5 protein-coding genes are annotated in these 17,615 nt (G+C 74.4%); 3 read left to right on the forward strand and 2 right to left on the reverse strand.

The genetic code is table 11. The features are described 5' to 3' along the window. Positions 1-158 precede the first annotated feature (158 nt). The 3 genes from ACY0MR_RS08050 (at position 159) to ACY0MR_RS08060 (ending at position 15,012) form a co-directional block, all read left to right on the forward strand. A complete protein-coding gene (locus ACY0MR_RS08050; protein ID WP_473559980.1) occupies positions 159-13,319 on the forward strand; it encodes an amino acid adenylation domain-containing protein in 13,161 nt (4,386 codons plus the stop codon). A gap of 173 nt (positions 13,320-13,492) precedes the next feature. After that, on the forward strand, positions 13,493-14,581 hold the full coding sequence (locus tag ACY0MR_RS08055; protein ID WP_473559982.1) for a flavin-containing monooxygenase: 1,089 nt from the start codon (positions 13,493-13,495) through the stop codon (positions 14,579-14,581). Beyond that, positions 14,578-15,012 (forward strand): hypothetical protein, encoded by a 435-nt coding sequence (locus tag ACY0MR_RS08060; RefSeq protein ID WP_404086195.1) that lies wholly within the window; start codon positions 14,578-14,580, stop codon positions 15,010-15,012. The genes ACY0MR_RS08055 and ACY0MR_RS08060 overlap by 4 nt, the downstream gene beginning before the upstream one ends. Before the next feature lie 209 nt (positions 15,013-15,221). Here the strand turns inward: ACY0MR_RS08060 and ACY0MR_RS08065 are convergent, their stop codons facing one another. Both ACY0MR_RS08065 and ACY0MR_RS08070 read right to left on the reverse strand, forming a co-directional pair. Then, positions 15,222-16,934: a long-chain-fatty-acid--CoA ligase gene (locus ACY0MR_RS08065; protein WP_473559984.1), complete on the reverse strand. Its 1,713-nt coding sequence runs from the start codon at positions 16,932-16,934 to the stop codon at positions 15,222-15,224. A gap of 121 nt (positions 16,935-17,055) precedes the next feature. Further along, positions 17,056-17,610 (reverse strand): hypothetical protein, encoded by a 555-nt coding sequence (locus tag ACY0MR_RS08070; protein ID WP_404086199.1) that lies wholly within the window; start codon positions 17,608-17,610, stop codon positions 17,056-17,058. Positions 17,611-17,615: the final 5 nt, after the last annotated feature.

The raw sequence follows: 17,615 nt of genomic DNA on the forward strand, positions 1-17,615 counted from the left end.
CCCTCCCACCACGACTCCACCTGCGCTCCGCACGGACCGGACCCCGGTCCGCCCTTCCTGTCCGCCGCGCGCGGCACGCCCCGGCACGTCCCGGGGCCTGCCGCGCCCGGACCCGCGCACACGCACAGCTTCACGACGCCTACGGGGGCATCTTCGCCATGACATCCACGGACAACGACAAACTCGTCGAGTACCTCAAGCGCCTCACCGTCGACCTCCACCAGTCCCGCCAGCGGGTCCGCGAGCTGGAGGCCGGCGCCAACGACCCGATCGTGATCGTCGGCATGGGCTGCCGCTTCCCCGGCGGGGTGGACTCGCCCGAGGGCCTGTGGCAGGTCGTCGCCGAACAGCGCGACGTGATCTCCGGGCTGCCGACGGACCGGGGCTGGGACCTGGACGCGCTCTACCACCCGGACCCGGACCACTCCGGTACGTCCTACGTGCGCGACGGCGGGTTCCTGAGCGGGGCCGCGGAGTTCGATCCGGCGTTCTTCGGGATCGCCCCGCGTGAGGCGCTGGCGATGGACCCGCAGCAGCGGCTGCTGCTCGAGGTGGCCTGGGAGGCCCTGGAACGGGCCGGGATCGCGCCCGGCACGCTCCACGGCAGCGACACGGGGGTGTTCCTGGGTGCGATCGCCCAGGAGTACGGTCCGCGGTTGGGTGAGGCGGCAGCGGGTGCGGCCGGGTTCGGACTGACCGGCACCACAGCCAGCGTGGCCTCCGGCCGCGTCGCCTACACCCTCGGCCTCCAAGGCCCCGCACTCACCGTCGACACCGCCTGCTCCTCCTCCCTCGTCGCCCTCCACCTCGCCGTCCAAGCCCTCCGCTCCGGCGAATGCACCCTCGCCCTCGCCGGCGGCGTCACCATCATGTCCACCCCCGGCATCTTCATCGAATTCTCGCGTCAGCGGGGCCTCGCCACCGACGGACGCTGCAAGTCGTTCTCGGCGGACGCGGACGGCACCGCCTGGGCAGAGGGCGTCGGCGTCCTCGTCGTCGAACGACTCTCCGACGCGCGCCGACTCGGACACGACGTCCTCGCCGTCGTCGCCGGCACCGCCGTCAACCAGGACGGCGCCTCCAACGGACTCACCGCCCCCAGCGGACCCGCACAGGAACGCGTCATCCGCGCCGCGGCAACCGACGCCGGCATCACCCTCACCGACGTCGACGCCGTCGAAGCCCACGGCACCGGAACCGTCCTCGGCGACCCCATCGAAGCCCAAGCACTCCTCGCCACCTACGGCCACCAACGCGACACCAACCGACCCCTCATGCTCGGCTCCCTCAAATCCAACCTCGGCCACGCCCAAGCCGCCGCAGGCGTCGGCGGCGTCATCAAAATGGTCATGGCCCTCCAACACGGCCAACTCCCCGCCACCCTCAACGTCAGCAAGCCCAGCGAACTCGTCGACTGGGAAACCGGCGGCGTCGAAGTCCTCACCACACCCCGCCCCTGGCCCACCACCGAAAACAGGGTCCGCCGCGCCGGCATCTCCTCCTTCGGCATCAGCGGCACCAACGCCCACGTCATCCTCGCCGAAGCCCCCACCACCGAACCCGACGCCGAGGACGAGACGACCGGCGGCGCGGACGGGCTGGACGGTGCGGCCCTGCCGTGGACGCTGTCGGCGCGCTCGGGTGAGGCGCTGGCCGAGGCCGCCGGCCGGCTGGCCGCGTACGTCCGGTCACGGCCCGGGCTCAGCCTGGCCGATGTGGCGTTCTCGCTGGCGGCCAAGCGGTCCGCTTTCGAGTCCCGGGCCGTGATCCCCGGAGTCGACGGCAGGGACGGGCTCCTCGCCGGTCTCGACGCACTCGCCTCGCGCGAGGTCGACGGCGAGAACGGCGTGTCCTCGTCGCGCGTCGTGTTCGTGTTCCCCGGGCAGGGATCGCAGTGGGCCGGCATGGCGGTCGGACTCCTCGACGCCTCACCCGTCTTCGCCCGGGCCGTCGCCGACTGCGAGACCGCCCTCGCGCCCTACGTCGACTGGTCCCTCACCGACGTCCTCCGCAACCACCCCGACGCGCCCTCCCTCGACCGGGTCGACGTCGTCCAGCCCGCCTCCTGGGCCATGATGGTCGCCCTCGCCGCCCTCTGGCGCTCCAGCGGCATCGACCCCACCGCCGTCGTCGGCCACTCCCAGGGCGAGATCGCAGCCGCCGTCGTCGCCGGAGGCCTCACCCTCGACGACGGCGCCCGCGTCGTCGCCCTCCGCTCCCAAGCCCTGCGCGTCCTCTCCGGAGGCGGCGGCATGGCGTGGCTGGGCGTCCCCGAGGCCCAGGTCGAGGACCTCCTCACCGCCTGGCAGGGACAGCTCTCCGTCGCCGCCGTCAACGGCCCCTCCTCCACCGTCGTCGCCGGCCGGCCCGAAGCACTCGACGAACTCCTCGCGCGCTGCGAATCCGACGGGACCTGGGCCCGTCGCATCCCCGTCGACTACGCCTCCCACTCGGCCCACGTCGACGAGATCCGGGGCGTCCTCGCCGACGAACTGAAGGGCGTCGCCCCGCGATCGGGCTCCGTCTCCTTCCACTCCACCGTGACCGGCGGTGTCCTCGACACCGCCGAACTCGACGCCGCCTACTGGTTCCGCAACCTGCGCAGCAAGGTCCGCCTCGCCGAGGTCGTCGCCCGACTGGCCGCTCCCGACGTCGTCTTCATCGAGGTCAGCGCCCACCCCGTCCTCGTCTCCGGGATCACCGAGACCCTCGCCGACGCCGGAGCCGCCGTCGGCACCCTCCACCGCAACGCCGGTGGCTTCGAACGGTTCGTCCACTCGGCCGCCGAGGCGTGGACCCACGGCGCCGCCGTCGACTGGCCCTCGCTCCTGCGGCCCTACCGGGCCCGGACCGTCGCGCTCCCCCCGTACCCCTTCCAGCACCAGCACTACTGGCTCCAGCCCGAACCGGCCGCGACGGACGCCCGCGGGCTCGGCCTGAACCCGGCCGGGCACCCGCTGCTCGGCGCGGTGGTCGAGCTCGTCGAGGAGGACCGGCTGGTGTACACGGGGCGGCTCGGCCTCGACACCCAGCCGTGGCTCGCCGACCACGCCGTGCACGGCACGGTGCTGCTGCCCGGCACCGCCTTCCTGGAACTCTCGATGGCCGTGGGCGCCCGCATGGGATGGCGGCGGCTCTCCGAACTGACCCTGCAGACGCCCCTGGTGCTGGCGGCCGACGAGGCCGTGCAGCTCCGGGTGACCGTCGAGCCGCCGAACGCGGACGGGCAGCGGGAGCTGGCCGTGCACTCCCGGGCGCAGGACGCGGACCCCGGGATCCCGTGGACGCGGCACGCCGCGGCGCTGCTCGACACCGACGACGAGGCGACGGACTTCGACCTCGCCGCGTGGCCGCCTCCCGGCGCCCGCGAGATCGACGTCGAGACCCGCTACGACACCCTGGCGGAGGCGGGCTACGACTACGGGCCCGCCTTCCAGGGCCTCCGCGCCGCCTGGCGGGCCGGCCGCGACGTCTTCGCCGAGGTGGCCCTGCCCGCCGAGCTCGACGCCGCGTCCTTCGGGGTCCACCCGGCCCTGCTCGACGCGGCCCTGCACGCCGTCGGCCTGCTGCGCGAGGACGGCGGCACGGTCCTGCCCTTCTCCTGGTCCGGCGTCACCCGCCTCGCCGAGGGCGCGGACGCGCTGCGGGTGTGGCTCGCCCCCCGGGGCGAGGAAGGGGTGAGCCTGCGCGTCACCGACGGCGCGGGCCGCCCGGTGCTCTCCGCGGAGTCGGTCACGATGCGGCCGTTCACCGCCGGTCCGGTGGCCGGACACGGCGCCGACGCGCTGTTCCGCCTGGAGTGGCAGCCGGTGACGGCCGTGGCGACGCCCGTCGACGTCCGTCCGGTCACCGCGCTGGCCGAGGTGCCGGATCCCGTTCCGCAGATCGTCGCCGTACGATGTCCGGGCTCGCCGCAGGACTCCGACAGCACGGGGGCCGGCCTCGCCGGTGCCGCGCACCGCGCGGCGGGCTGGGCACTCGACCTGGTGCAGGGCTGGCTGGCCGACGCCCGCTTCGCGGGCTCCCGGCTGCTGGTGCTGACCGAGGGCGCCGCCGGCCCCGACGTCACGCACCCCGCCCAGGCCACCGTATGGGGGCTGGTCCGGACAGCCCAGTCCGAACACCCCGACCGCTTCGCGCTGCTGGACACCGACCCGGAGTCCGCGTACGACGTCGCCGACGTTCCCGGTGCGGTCCTCGCCGAACCGCAGCTCGCCCTGCGGGCCGGCACGCTCCTGGCCCCGCGACTCGTCCGGCACGCCCCCGCCGCTCCGGTCGCCGTCCCGCTCGACCCGGACGGCTCCGTGCTCGTCACCGGCGGAACCGGCGTCCTCGGCGCCTCGGTCGCCCGCCATCTGGTCGCCGAGCACGGTGCCCGCCGCCTCCTCCTGGTCAGCCGCCGCGGCGTCGACGCACCGGGCGCCGCGGAACTGGCCGCCGAACTGACCGCCTCGGGCGCCGAGGTCACCCTCGCCGCCTGCGACACCGCCGACCGCGAGGCGCTCGCGCGCCTCCTCGACGGCGTGCGGCTCACCGCCGTCGTCCACACCGCCGGCCTGCTCGACGACGGGGTGGTGGAGTCGCTGACCCCGGACCGGCTCGCCGCCGTGCTGCGTCCCAAGGTGGACGCCGCGGCACTCCTCGACGAACTCACCGCGGAGCAGGACCTCGCCGCGTTCGTCCTCTTCTCCTCGGTGGCGGGCGTCCTCGGGAATCCGGGGCAGGCCAACTACGCCGCCGGCAACGTCTTCCTCGACGCCCTCGCCGCCCGCCGCCGGGCCGCCGGGCTCGCCGCGACCTCGCTCGCCTGGGGCCTGTGGGCCGAACGCACGGGTCTCACCGGTCACTTGGACGAGAGCAGCCTCTCGACCCGCGGCATCGCCCCACTCTCCACGGAGCAGGGCCTCGCCCTCCTCGACCGGGCGCTCGGCGACGGTGCGGCGATGCTCGTACCGGCCCGCCTGGACCCGGCGGCCCTGCGGTCCGACGCCCTCGACGGCACCCTGTCCCCGGTGCTGCGCGCGCTGGTACGGGTCCCCCGGCGGCGCTCCGGCGAGTCCGGTCTGCGCCGGAAGCTCGGCCGGCTGTCCGAGGAGGAGGGCCGCCGTCTGCTGCTCGACCTCGTGGGCGCCCAGCTCGCCGCGGTCGTCGGCCGCGACTCGGCGGACGGGATCGACCCCCACCTGCCGTTCAAGGGCTTCGGGGTCGACTCACTGCTCGCCGTACAGCTGCGGAACCGCCTCAACTCGGCGACGGGACTGCGCCTTCCCGCCACCCTCGTCTTCGACCACCCGACGCCGTCCGCCGTCGTCGACTTCACGCTGGCCCTCGCGCGGGAGCGGGCGGAGAGCGCCGCCCCGGAGCCCGTACCGGCGGCCGCCCCGCGGACCGACGACGATCCGATCGTGATCGTCGGCATGGGCTGCCGCTTCCCCGGCGGGGTGGACTCGCCCGAGGGCCTGTGGCAGGTCGTCGCCGAACAGCGCGACGTGGTCTCGGACTTCCCGACGGACCGGGGCTGGGACCTCGACGCGCTCTATCACCCGGACCCGGACCACGCGGGCACCTCGTACGTGCGGCAGGGCGGATTCCTGCACGACGCGGGCGAGTTCGACCCGGCGTTCTTCGGCATCTCGCCGCGCGAGGCGCTGGCGATGGACCCGCAGCAGCGGCTGCTCCTCGAAGTGTCGTGGGAGGCCCTGGAACGGGCGGGGATCGAGCCGGGCACGCTGCACGGCAGCGACACCGGTGTGTTCGCCGGGGTGATGTACCACGACTACGGCGGCGGCCGGCTTCCCGAGGAGGCCGAGGGCCATTTCCTGACCGGTACGGCCGGCAGTGTAGCCTCGGGACGGGTGGCCTACACCCTGGGTCTGCAGGGTCAGGCCCTGACGGTGGACACCGCGTGCTCGTCGTCGCTCGTCGCCCTGCACCTGGCGGTGCGGGCCCTGCGGTCCGGTGAGTGCTCCCTCGCCCTCGCCGGCGGCGCCGCGGTGATGTCCACGCCGCACACGTTCATCGAGTTCTCGCGTCAGCGGGGCCTCGCGGCCGACGGACGCTGCAAGTCGTTCTCGGCCGACGCGGACGGCACGGCATGGGCAGAGGGCGTCGGCGTCCTCGTCGTCGAACGACTCTCCGACGCGCGCCGACTCGGACACGACGTCCTCGCCGTCGTCGCCGGGACCGCCGTCAACCAGGACGGCGCCTCCAACGGACTCACCGCCCCCAGCGGACCCGCACAGGAACGCGTCATCCGCGCCGCGGCAACCGACGCCGGCATCACCCTCACCGACGTCGACGCCGTCGAAGCCCACGGCACCGGCACCGTCCTCGGCGACCCCATCGAAGCCCAAGCACTCCTCGCCACCTACGGCCACCAACGCGACACCAACCGACCCCTCATGCTCGGCTCCCTCAAATCCAACCTCGGCCACGCCCAAGCCGCCGCAGGCGTCGGCGGCGTCATCAAAATGGTCATGGCCCTCCAGCACGGCGAAGTGCCGGCCTCTCTCCACGTCGGCAAGCCCAGCGAGCTCGTCGACTGGGAGTCCGGCGGCGTCGAGGTCCTCACCGAACCCCGCCCCTGGCCCACCACCGAGGGCAGGGTCCGCCGCGCCGGCGTCTCCTCCTTCGGCATCAGCGGCACCAACGCCCACGTCATCCTCGCCGAAGCCCCCACCACCGAACCGGTCTCCGCGGAGGCGACCGAGCGTCCCGAGGGCGCCCTGCCGTGGGTCCTGTCGGCGCGCTCCGCCGACGCGCTCGCGGAGACCGCGGGCCGTCTCGCGGCGTTCGTACGCGCCAGGCCCGGGATCCGGCCCGCCGACGTGGCGTTCTCCCTGGCCACGCGGCGCTCCGCCTTCGAGTCCCGCGCCGCCGTCCCGGGAACCGAGGGCCTCGACGGCCTCCTCGCCGGGCTCGACGCACTGGCCTCCGGCGAGACCGAGCCGGTCACGGCGGCCGTCACCGGTGCGAAGCCGGGCCGGACTCCGGGTGGTCCCGTGGTGTTCGTGTTCCCCGGGCAGGGATCGCAGTGGGCCGGCATGGCGGCCGGACTCCTCGACACCTCACCCGTCTTCGCCCGGGCCGTCGCCGACTGCGAGACCGCCCTCGCGCCCTACGTCGACTGGTCCCTCACCGACGTCCTCCGCAACCACCCCGACGCGCCCTCCCTCGACCGGGTCGACGTCGTCCAGCCCGCCTCCTGGGCCATGATGGTCGCCCTCGCCGCCCTCTGGCGCTCCTGCGGCATCGACCCCACCGCCGTCGTCGGCCACTCCCAGGGCGAGATAGCCGCCGCCGTCGTCGCCGGCGCCCTCACCCTCGACGACGGCGCCCGCGTCGTCGCCCTCCGCTCCCAAGCCCTCACCGCCCTCTCCGGAGACGGCGGCATGGCCTGGCTCAACCTCGCCGAGGACGAGACCCGGCAGCTCCTCTCCGACCGGCCCGACCTCACCGTCGCCGCCGTGAACGGCCCGCGCTCCACCGTCGTCGCCGGACGCACTGGGGCCCTCGACGAACTCCTCGCGCGCTGCGAATCCGACGGGACCTGGGCCCGCCGCATCCCCGTCGACTACGCCTCCCACTCGCCCCACGTCGACCAGATCCAGGACACCCTGACCGTCCGGCTCCAGGGCATCGCCCCCCGACCCGCCGCCATCGCCTTCCACTCGACGGTGACCGCGGGCGCGCTCGACACCACCCGGCTCACCGCCGACTACTGGTTCCAGAACCTCCGCAGCACCGTCCGCCTCTCCGAGACGGTGAACGGACTCACCACACCCGACACCCTCTTCATCGAGGTCAGCCCGCACCCCGTCCTCACCTCGGGAATCGCCGAGACCCTCGCCGAGGGCCGCACCGACAGGAGCACCGCCCTCGGCACCCTCCACCGCGACGACGGCACCCATCAGCGCTTCCTCCACGCCGCCGCCGAAGCATGGACCCACGGCGCCTCCGTCGACTGGCAGGCGCTCCTCCACCCGTACCGCACCGGGCCGACGCCCCTCCCCCCGTATCCCTTCCAGCACCAGCACTTCTGGCTCCGGCCGGAAGCCCCCTCGGTGCGCACCGCTGCTCCCGAGCCGGCGGTGAGTGCCGCCGCCGCGGGGAGTCTGCTGGGCGCGCGGCTGCCGTCGTCGCCGCTCGCCGAGGCGCAGTTCGCCCCGGCACTCGACCCGTCGGCGCATCCCTGCCTGGCCGAGTTCGTGGTCGGCGGCCGTCCGGTGGTCAGTGCCGGCGTGCTCGTCGAGTCGCTGATCGAGGCGGTCACCGAGCTCGCCGGACCGGGCCCGGTGTCGGTCGAGGACCTGGAGCTCCCGGCCGATCTGGCGCTCGCGCCGGCCGGTGCGGGGCGCGCGGCGCACCTCGTCGTGAACGGCACCCGGTGCGACTACCACGCCCAGGACGCGTCCGGTGCCTGGCAGCTGTACGCGCGGGCCGCGGCCCGTTCGGGTGCCGCCGCCGCGCCGGCGGTGGCGCTCGCCGCCGGCGGGTCGGGGCGCGAGCTGACCGGTGAGGAGCTGTACCGGCTGCTGTGGCAGCGCGGCCTGTACCTGGGGTCGGCCGTGCGCTGGGTGGAGCGGATCACGCTCGGCCGGGGCGAGGCCACCGCCGGGATCCGGCCCGCCTCGCCCGCGGAGACGGATCCGTACGTGCTCCACCCCGGGCTCGTCGACGCGATGTTCCAGACCGCCCTGGCCTGCTTCCCGGCGGACGGCCCGGCCCTCGTGCCGGCCGGCCTCGAACGGTTCGTCCACTACGACCGCGGCGGGCACCAGGACGGGCTCCGATGTCACGCCGAACTGTTCGACGGCGGTACGCGGGCGCGCATCCGGCTCGTCGCCGCGAACGGCCGGCTGGTGGCCGAGGCCGACGGCGTCCGGTTCGTCGCCGCGCCGCCCCGTTCGGAGACGGCGGCCGAGCCGGCCGCGGCGGTGCGGCAGGCGCCCGCCGCCGTGCGGACGCCCGCCCCGGAGCCCGCGGCGCCGCCGCGTGCCGCGACCGTCATCGCCCCGCCGCCGGAGGCCGCGGGGTCGCCCGACGCGGTGCGGGCCCTGGTGGTCCGTACCGTCGCCCGGTCCCTCGGGACGACGGCGGCCCGGCTCGACGCCCGGCAGTCGCTGCAGGCTCTCGGCCTGGACTCGCTGATCGCGATGAAGATCAGGACCGCGCTGAACAAGGAGTTCGAGGTCCTGCTGCCGATGTCGGCGTTCCTCGACGGCCGCAGCACCGACGACATCGCCGGTGACGTCCTGACCGCCCTCGGTGCCGACGCCGGGGTCCGGGAGGACACGGAGGAGGAGGGGCGGCCCGGCGGACCGGACGCCCCCGTGGACGAGGACGCCGAGCGGTACCGGCCGTTCGGCCTGACGGATCTCCAGCAGGCGTACCTCGTGGGTCGCGGCGACGCCTTCGAACTGGGCAACACCTCCACCTACTTCCAGATCGAGATCGACCTGGAGAACGTGGACCTGGACCGGCTCGGCGCGTCCTTCCGGGCGATGATCGAGCGGCACGACATGCTGCGGGCGGTCTTCACCGCCGACGGCGAGCAGCGCATCCGGCGCACGGTCCCCGGTTACGTGATCCGCGAGACCGACACCTCCGCGCTGGAGCCGGCCGAGCGAGAGGCCGAACTGGTCGCGGTCCACGAGGAGATGCGGCACCAGGTCTTCGACACCGCGAGCTGGCCGCTGTTCGACGTGCGGGTGACCCGGATCGACGACCGGGTGATCCGGCTGCACGCCGGCTTCGACGCCCTGATCATCGACGGGTTCAGCACGTCGATCCTGTTCAAGGAGTGGGCCGCGCACTACCGCGGCGAGACGCTGCCCGAACTGCGCCTGCGCTACCGGGACTACGTGCGGGAGGCCCGGGCACTGGAGAGCGGCCCCGAGTACGACCGGGCCCTCGCCTACTGGCGGGACCGGCTCGACACGCTGCCGCCGGCTCCCCAGCTCCCGCTGGCCGTGAGTCCGTCGAGCCTGGAGCGGCCGGTGTTCACCCACCGCGGCGCGACGCTGGAACGGGCGGACTGGGACCGGTTCAAGCAGCACGCGGCCGCGGCCGGGGTCAGCCCCTCGGCGGCCCTGTGCACCGCGTACGCGCAGGTCGTCGCGGAGTGGAGTGCCACGCCGGACTTCTGCCTGAACCTGCTCTACTTCAACCGGCTGCCGCTGCACCCGCAGGTCGGCGACGTCGTCGGGCAGTTCTCGACGACCCTGATGCTGGAGATCCGCGACTCGGCGACCGACGCCTTCGCCACCCGGGCCGCGGACGTCCAGCGCCGGCTGTGGAGCGACATGGAGCACAGCCAGGTCAGCGGTGTGCAGGTGCTCCGGGAGCTGAACCGGGCCCGCGGCGCGTCGATGCGGGCCGCCGCCCCGGTCGTCTTCACCAGCCTGGTGAACATGGAGGGACAGCAGGACGGCGAGCGTGGCGGGGTCGTGCGGCACCTCGCCGGGATCGGTGAGAACGGCCGGCAGGTGAGCAGCTCGGTCCGCACCCCGCAGGTGTGGCTCGACCACCAGGCGGTCGAGGAGGCCGGCGAGCTGCTGCTGAACTGGGACGTGATCGAGGAGCTGTTCCCGGCGGGCTGCGTCGACGCGATGTTCGCGGCGTACCAGCGGATGCTGCGCGAGCTGTCCCGCGACCAGGCGGCCTGGCGGCGCCCCCGGCCCGCCCTCGCCCCGGTCGCCGACCTGGAGGTACGGGCCGAGGCCAACGCCACCGACGGGCCGGTGCCCGGCGGGCTGCTGCACGACGCCGTGCTCGCCCGAGCGGCGGAGACGCCCGACGCGCCCGCGGTCGTCACGGGCTCGCTGACCCTGACGTACGGGGACCTGGAGCGCAGGTCCGCCGAGGTCGGACGGCGGCTGCGGGACCGGGGGGCCGGCCCCGGCGACCTGGTGGCGATCGTCATGGACAAGGGCTGGGAGCAGGTCGTGGCCGCCCTCGGCATCCTGCGGGCCGGTGCGGCGTACGTGCCGATCGACGCCCGGGTGCCCGCGGAGCGGCTGCACGTGCTGCTCGACAGTGCCGGGATATCGCAGGTGGTGACCCAGCCGTGGGTGGACGAGGTCGCAGACTGGCCGCGGGACGTGGCCAGGACGGTGGTGCGGGTCGACGAGCCCGACGCGGCGGCCGGCGGCGGGGCGGACCCGCTGGGGCCGTCCGGCGCCGCGCCCACGGACCTCGCCTATGTGATCTTCACGTCGGGATCCACGGGACTGCCCAAGGGCGTGATGATCGAGCACGGCGCGGCCCTGAACACGATCGTCGACGTCAACGAGCGCTATCGGGTCACCGCGGCGGACCGCGCCCTCGGACTGTCCGCGATGCACTTCGACCTGTCCGTCTACGACGTCTTCGGCCTGCTGTCGGCGGGCGGCGCCCTCGTCCTGCCGGAGCCGTCCGCGCACCGCGAGCCCGCGCGCTGGGCGGAGCTCGTCACCGAGCACGGGGTGACGATCTGGAACAGCGTGCCCGCGCTCATGGAGATGTTCACCGAGCACGCCCTGGCGAACCGGCTCTCCGGGCTGCCGCTGCGACTGGTCATGATGAGCGGGGACTGGATCCCGGTGACGCTGCCGGGCCGGATCCGGCTGCTCCTGGAGGACGCCGAGCTGTGGAGCCTGGGCGGCGCCACCGAGGCATCGATCTGGTCGATCCTGCACCCGATCGGGGAGGTCGCCGAGGACTGCGTGAGCATCCCCTACGGCAAGGCCATGCGGAACCAGCGTTTCCATGTGCTGGACGCCGCCCTGCGCCCCTGCCCGGTGTGGGTCCCCGGCGACCTCTACATCGCCGGCGTCGGCCTGGCCCGCGGGTACCTCAACGACGAGGCGAAGACCGCCGCCGCGTTCCTGCACCACCCGGTCACCGGTGAACGGCTCTACCGCACCGGCGACCTGGGGCGCTTCCTGCCGGACGGCGCCATCGAGTTCCTCGGCCGGCAGGACTCCCAGGTCAAGATCCAGGGCTACCGGATCGAACTGGGCGAGGTGGAGGCCGCGCTGACCCAGTGCGAGGGCGTGCGGGCGGCCGCGGTGGTCGCGGCGGGCGAGCAGCACGGCCCCAAGCGGCTGATCGCGTACGTCGTCCTCGACGAGGGGCGGGACGACTCCGAGCAGCGGATCACCGACGCGCTGCGCAAGGTGGTGCCGCAGCACCTGGTGCCGCAGCGGATCCTGGTCCTGGACGAGCTGCCCCTGAGCGACAACGGGAAGGTGAACCGGGCGGCGCTGCCCGCGCCCGACGAGGTCGCCGCCGAGGGCGCCGGCTTCGTCGCCCCCCGCGACGAGGTGGAACGCCGGCTCGCCGAGATCTGGGCGGAGTTCTTCGGGGTGGCCGAGATCGGGGTGACCGCGAGCTTCTTCGACCTCGGCGGGGACTCGCTGCTCGCGGTGCGGCTGATGGCCAGGATCGCCCGCGGTCTGGGCCGCAGCCTGCCGCTGTCCAGCCTGTTCGCCCGGCCCACGATCGAGCTGCTCGCGCAGGCGGTCCGGGAGGCCGGCAGCGGCGAGGAGGGCCGGCGGGCGCTCGTCCCGGTGCGGACGACGGGCCGGCGGACGCCGCTGGTGTTCGTCCACCCGGTCGGCGGGGACGTGCTGTGCTACGCGGAGCTCGCCGAACTCCTGGGCCACGATCAGCCGTTCTACGCGCTGCAGCTCCCGGACCGGGAACTTCCGAGCGTCGAGGAGATGGCCGCCCACTACGTCACGGCGGTCCGTGAGGTGCTGCCCGAGGGCCCGTACCGGCTCGGCGGCTGGTCCATGGGCGGGGTGATCGCCCTGGAGATGGCGGCCCAGCTCACCGCGGCGGGTGCCGAGGTCGAGCTGCTCGCCGTGGTCGACCTGATGGAGCGGCCCGGGCCGGCCGTGGGCGCGCCGGTCTCCGACGAGGTGCTGCTGTCCTGGTTCGCCCGGGACCTGGCGGGCCTGGCCGGGGTGGCGTGGGAGCTGCCGGCGGAGGCGTTCGACGGACGTCCGCCGGTGGAGGTGCTGCACGCGGAGGCGCGTGCGGCGGGGGCGCTGTCGGAGGACATCGACCTCGACACGCTGAGCTCCATCGTGGGCCGGTTCCAGAGCAACTACCGGGCCCTGCTGCGGTACGCGCCGAGCGGTTTCGCCGGACGGGTGCTGTCGCTGCGGGCGGCGGACGGCGGTGCGTCGGTCGAGACGGCGTCCCGCTGGATGGAGTACTTCCCCGGTGACGCCGCCCTCGTCGACGTGCCCGGCGACCACTACACGGTGATGCGCGGGGAGCGGTTGCGCGTCCTCGCGGACGAGCTGCGCCGGGCCCTCGACGCCCACTGAACCGACCCGGCCGGGCCGCCCGCGCGGCGGCCCGGCCGACCAGCCCCGGACCGGTCCTCGGGTTCCACGGACCGGGTCCACGACGTAAGGACGATCGGTATGCGAAGTGATCAGGCCGCCCCGATACGGCGGCGGAGCGGCGGCGATCCCGCCAGGGGCGCCGGAGCGGGCCGATGAGGGCGCTGCCGGCCTCCGTGCCGGTCGCCGTCGTCGGCGCGGGCCAGTCCGGGCTCGCCGTCGGGTACCACCTGCGGCGGGCCGGGGTGGAGTGCGTGCTGCTGGACGCGGGCGGTGAGGTCGGCGAGACGTGGGAGAGGCGCTGGGACTCGCTGACGCTGTTCACGTCGGCGCAGTTCTCCGGGCTGCCGGGCCTGCCCTTCCCGGGCGAGGGCCGCCACTACCCCGGCAAGGACGAGGTGGTGGCGTATCTGCGGGACTACGCCGAGCGGTTCGACCTGCCGGTGCTGGCGGACCACCGGGTGCTGTCGGTGCGGCGGGACGGTGACGGCTTCCTGCTGCGTACGACGCGGGGCGCGTGCCGGGCCGGTCGGGTGGTGATCGCGACCGGGGCGTTCGGCGTCCCGCGTGTCCCGGAGTTCGCCGGGGCGCTGGGCGCGGACGTGTCCGCGCTGCACACGAGCGAGTACCGGAGCCCCGCGCAGCTGGCGCCGGGGACGGTGGTGGTCGTCGGTGACGGCAATTCCGGCCGGCAGATCGCCGCGGAGCTGTCCGGGACCCACGAGGTGGTGCTCAGCCGCGGCGGGGCGGTCTCCCCGCCGCTGCCGCAGACGGTCGTGGGCCGGGACATGTTCTGGTGGATGAGCGTGCTCGGGGTGATGCGGCTGCCGGTGAGCATGCAGGCGCCCGACCCGGTGGTCGGCGACCGGGTGCCCGGGCTCGTCGCGGCGGGCTCGATCCGTACGGTCGGCCGGATCACCGCGGCCGACGGCGCCGAGCTGCTGACCGCGGACGGCGAGCGCGTCAAACCGTCGACGGTGATCTGGGCGACCGGCTTCCGCACCGACTGGAGCTGGCTCGACCCGGACATGCTGGACGACGAGGGGCAGCCTCGCCACACCGAGGGCGTGGGCGCGGTCCCCGGCAGCTACTACCTGGGGCTGTACCGGATGCGCACCCGCGGTTCGGCGCTGATCGGCTTCGTCGGCCGGGACGCCGAGCACATCGCGGGGGCGATCGCCGCCGGCGTCCGCGGCAAGGACGCCACGACCACTCCGCCCACGACCGAAGGCCTGCCCTCATGACCCGTGCCCTCTCCACCGAACTCGACGTGCTGGGCGCGCTGCTGGCGTTCGACTTCATCGGGTTCGCCCAGAAGTCGGCCGCGCTCGACCCCGCCGATGCCGCGTACGGCCGGGCCGTCGGCGCCGCCTTCGGGACGGCGACCCGGCGGCGGTTCCCGCACGGTGCGGAGCCCCGGGAGATCAGCGGGTACGTCGCCGAGGTCCTCGGCTCGCTGGACGCGGGGGCGGAGGACTTCGACCCGGCGTTCCTGGAGGCGCTGCTGGCCGCCGGCCTCGCCGGGGAGGAGGAGCCCGCCGGCGGGCTCCCGGACCCCGAGGCGGCCCTCCAGGCCAGGCTGGTGCTGACGCTCCGGCTGGTACGGGAGCTCGGTCTCGACGCCGACGGGCAGCGGGAGCTGCTGGCGGAGACGGCGGACCGGCTGGGGGTTTGAGGCCGACGGGCCGGCCGGGGGCTGCGGCCGACGGACGGGCCGGGGGGCGGCCCGACGGATCGGGGCCGGCAGCCCCCCACGGCCGGTCCCGGCGCCGGGCCGTCCGGGGCGCCGGGCCGTCCGGGGCGCCGGGCCGTCCGGGGCGCCGCCACGCCGCTCACAGCCAGGGAGCGGCCCCGCCGCTCACCGCCCGTGCGCGGCCCCGCCGTTCACCGCCTCGACTCCCCCAGTTCCCCCGACTCCCCCGACTCCCCCGGCTTCGCGGGCGCCGCCTGCGGGCCCGGGCCGGCCGGGCCGGGTGTCCAGACGTCGAGGGCGCCCTCCGCGTACCGGGCCCGCACCGCCCGTTTGTCGTACTTGCCGACGCTGGTCTTGGGCACGGCGTCCACGAAGGCCCAGCGCTCCGGCACCCACCAGCGGGCGACCCGTCCGGCGAGGAACTCCCGGAGCCCCGCTCCGTCGACCTCGCCGCCCGGTACCAACGACACGCAGGCCAGCGGGCGTTCCTCCCAGCGGGGGTCGGGCACGCCGACGACGATCGCCTCCAGGACCGCCGGGTGCTCGACGATCGCGTTCTCCAGCTCGATGGTGGAGATCCACTCGCCGCCGCTCTTGATGCCGTCCTTGAGGCGGTCGCTGACCACGACCCAGCCGCCCGGCTCGATCACGCCGAGGTCGCCGGTGCGCAGCCAGCCGTCGTGGAACTTCTCGGCGGAGTCGGGGGTGTTGTGGTACGAGCCGGTGACCCAGGGCCCGCGGAGCTCCAGTTCGCCGACCGAGGTGCCGTCCCAGGGCTGCTCGGTGCCGTCCTCGCCGATCAGCCGGACGTCGACGTAGGGCATCACCCGGCCGCTCTTGGCCAGCCAGCCGACCTCCTCCTCGTCGGGGGTGCCGTGCGGCGGGACGGCGAAGGTGGCGAGGGGGCTGGTCTCGGTGAGGCCCCAGCCCTGGATCAGCCGGACCCCGTAGCGGTCCTTGAGCCGCTGGAGCAGGGCGCGCGGCGGGGTGGCGCCTCCGCAGCCGGCGAGCCGGACGGAGCCGAGGTCCAGCGGGTGCCGTTCGCCGTGGTGGACCAGGCTGTTCCAGATGGTGCAGATGGCGGCCACGGCGGTGGGCCGTTCCTCGTTGATGATCCGGGCCAGGTCGGGGGTGTGCAGCTGGGGGCCGTTCATGATGAGGTCGGCGCCCGCGAGCCAGGCGGAGTACGGCCAGCCCCAGGCGTTGGCGTGGAACATGGGGACGATGGGCAGGACGCGGTCGCCCTCGTGCATGGCGAAGCCGGAGCCGCCCGAGACGCCGAGGGTGTGCAGGGAGATCGAGCGGTGGCTGTAGGCCACGCCCTTGGGGTCCCCCGTGGTGCCGGTGGTGTAGCAGAGGGCCGCGGCCTCCAGTTCGTCGAGGTCGGGCCAGACGTAGCCGGGCCGCTCGGCGGCGAGCAGGTCGTCCCAGCGGTGCACGGCGATGTGCCCGGGCAGCTCGACCTCGGGTTCGCCACCGATGACGACCACGTGGCGTACGCGGCCGAGGCGTCCGGCGAGGGGGACGAGCATGTCCTGGAGGGTGGCGTCGACCAGGAGGACCGCGTCCTCCGCGTGCTCGACGATGTAGCCCGCCTGGTCCGGGTGGAGGCGCAGGTTGAGGGTGTGCAGCACGGCGCCCATGCTCGGGACGGCGAGGTAGGCCACCAGGTGTTCGGGGGTGTTCCAGGCGAGGGTGGCGACCCGTTCGCCGAGTCGGACGCCCAGTCGGGCCAGCGCCGCGGCGAGTCGCTCGGCCTGGGCGGCGATCTCGGCGAAGGTCTGCGAGGAACGTTCCCCGCGCCCGTCGGCGCATCGGATCACCCGGCTGTCCGCGTAGACGCGTTGCCCGTGCCCGAGGAGGTCACGGACGAGCAGTTCGCGGTCCTGCATCGTGCTCTTCATGGTGCGGCCCCTTGGAGGTTGCGCCGTCAGAAGGACGGAGCCGGCCCCGAGGCGGGACCGGCTCCGACGGCGTGCTCCGGGGCGATCCGCCGGCGCACGCCGCTGCTCGATCAGGCCGGGATCAGCCCGTGAAGAGGATCTCTCCCATGATCTTGGAGGTGACGTGGTCGTGGTCCAGGAGGTTGACCCGGGCGTTCATCTTGCCGCTGCCGGTCGCGAACGCGTAGTTGCCGGTCCCCCCGGTGATCGTGAACGTGCCGGTCGGGTAGACCAGGGTGTCCGCGGTCAGCGGCGCGGTGAGCTGGTAGGTCAGGGTGAGCTTGTCCCCGTCGGCCTCCGTGATGGTCGCCGTCCCCTTGATGTCGTACTTGCCGGGGATGGTCGCGGTACACACCACCTCGTCCTGCGTCCACGTCCCGCCGGTGGTGGGCTTGCCGCTGGCGGTGCCCGTCCCGGTCACGTTGTAGCCGTTGCAGCCGACGGTGTCGGGGTGCGTGGTCGCGATCACCGCGAAGTTGGCCGTGCTGTTGACGCTGGGGTCGTACGCCACGACGGACGCGGTCGCGGTGTCCGCCTCCGCCGCGAAGGTGACGCCGGCCGTACCGCCGGCTATCAGTAAGGTCGCGGCGGACATGCCTGCGGTGCGGGCGAACCATCGCTGTGCGACTCTTGCCATCTTCT

It is taken from the genome of Streptomyces sp. JN8, assembly GCF_055808075.1.

Bases quoted from the DNA above. Each gene is read 5' to 3' on its own strand.
- ACY0MR_RS08050 (WP_473559980.1), top strand. From the start codon at position 159: ATGACATCCACGGACAACGACAAACTCGTCGAGTACCTCAAGCGCCTC.
- ACY0MR_RS08055 (WP_473559982.1), top strand. From the start codon at position 13,493: ATGAGGGCGCTGCCGGCCTCCGTGCCGGTCGCCGTCGTCGGCGCGGGC.
- ACY0MR_RS08060 (WP_404086195.1), top strand. From the start codon at position 14,578: ATGACCCGTGCCCTCTCCACCGAACTCGACGTGCTGGGCGCGCTGCTG.
- ACY0MR_RS08065 (WP_473559984.1), bottom strand. From the start codon at position 16,934: ATGAAGAGCACGATGCAGGACCGCGAACTGCTCGTCCGTGACCTCCTC.
- ACY0MR_RS08070 (WP_404086199.1), bottom strand. From the start codon at position 17,610: ATGGCAAGAGTCGCACAGCGATGGTTCGCCCGCACCGCAGGCATGTCC.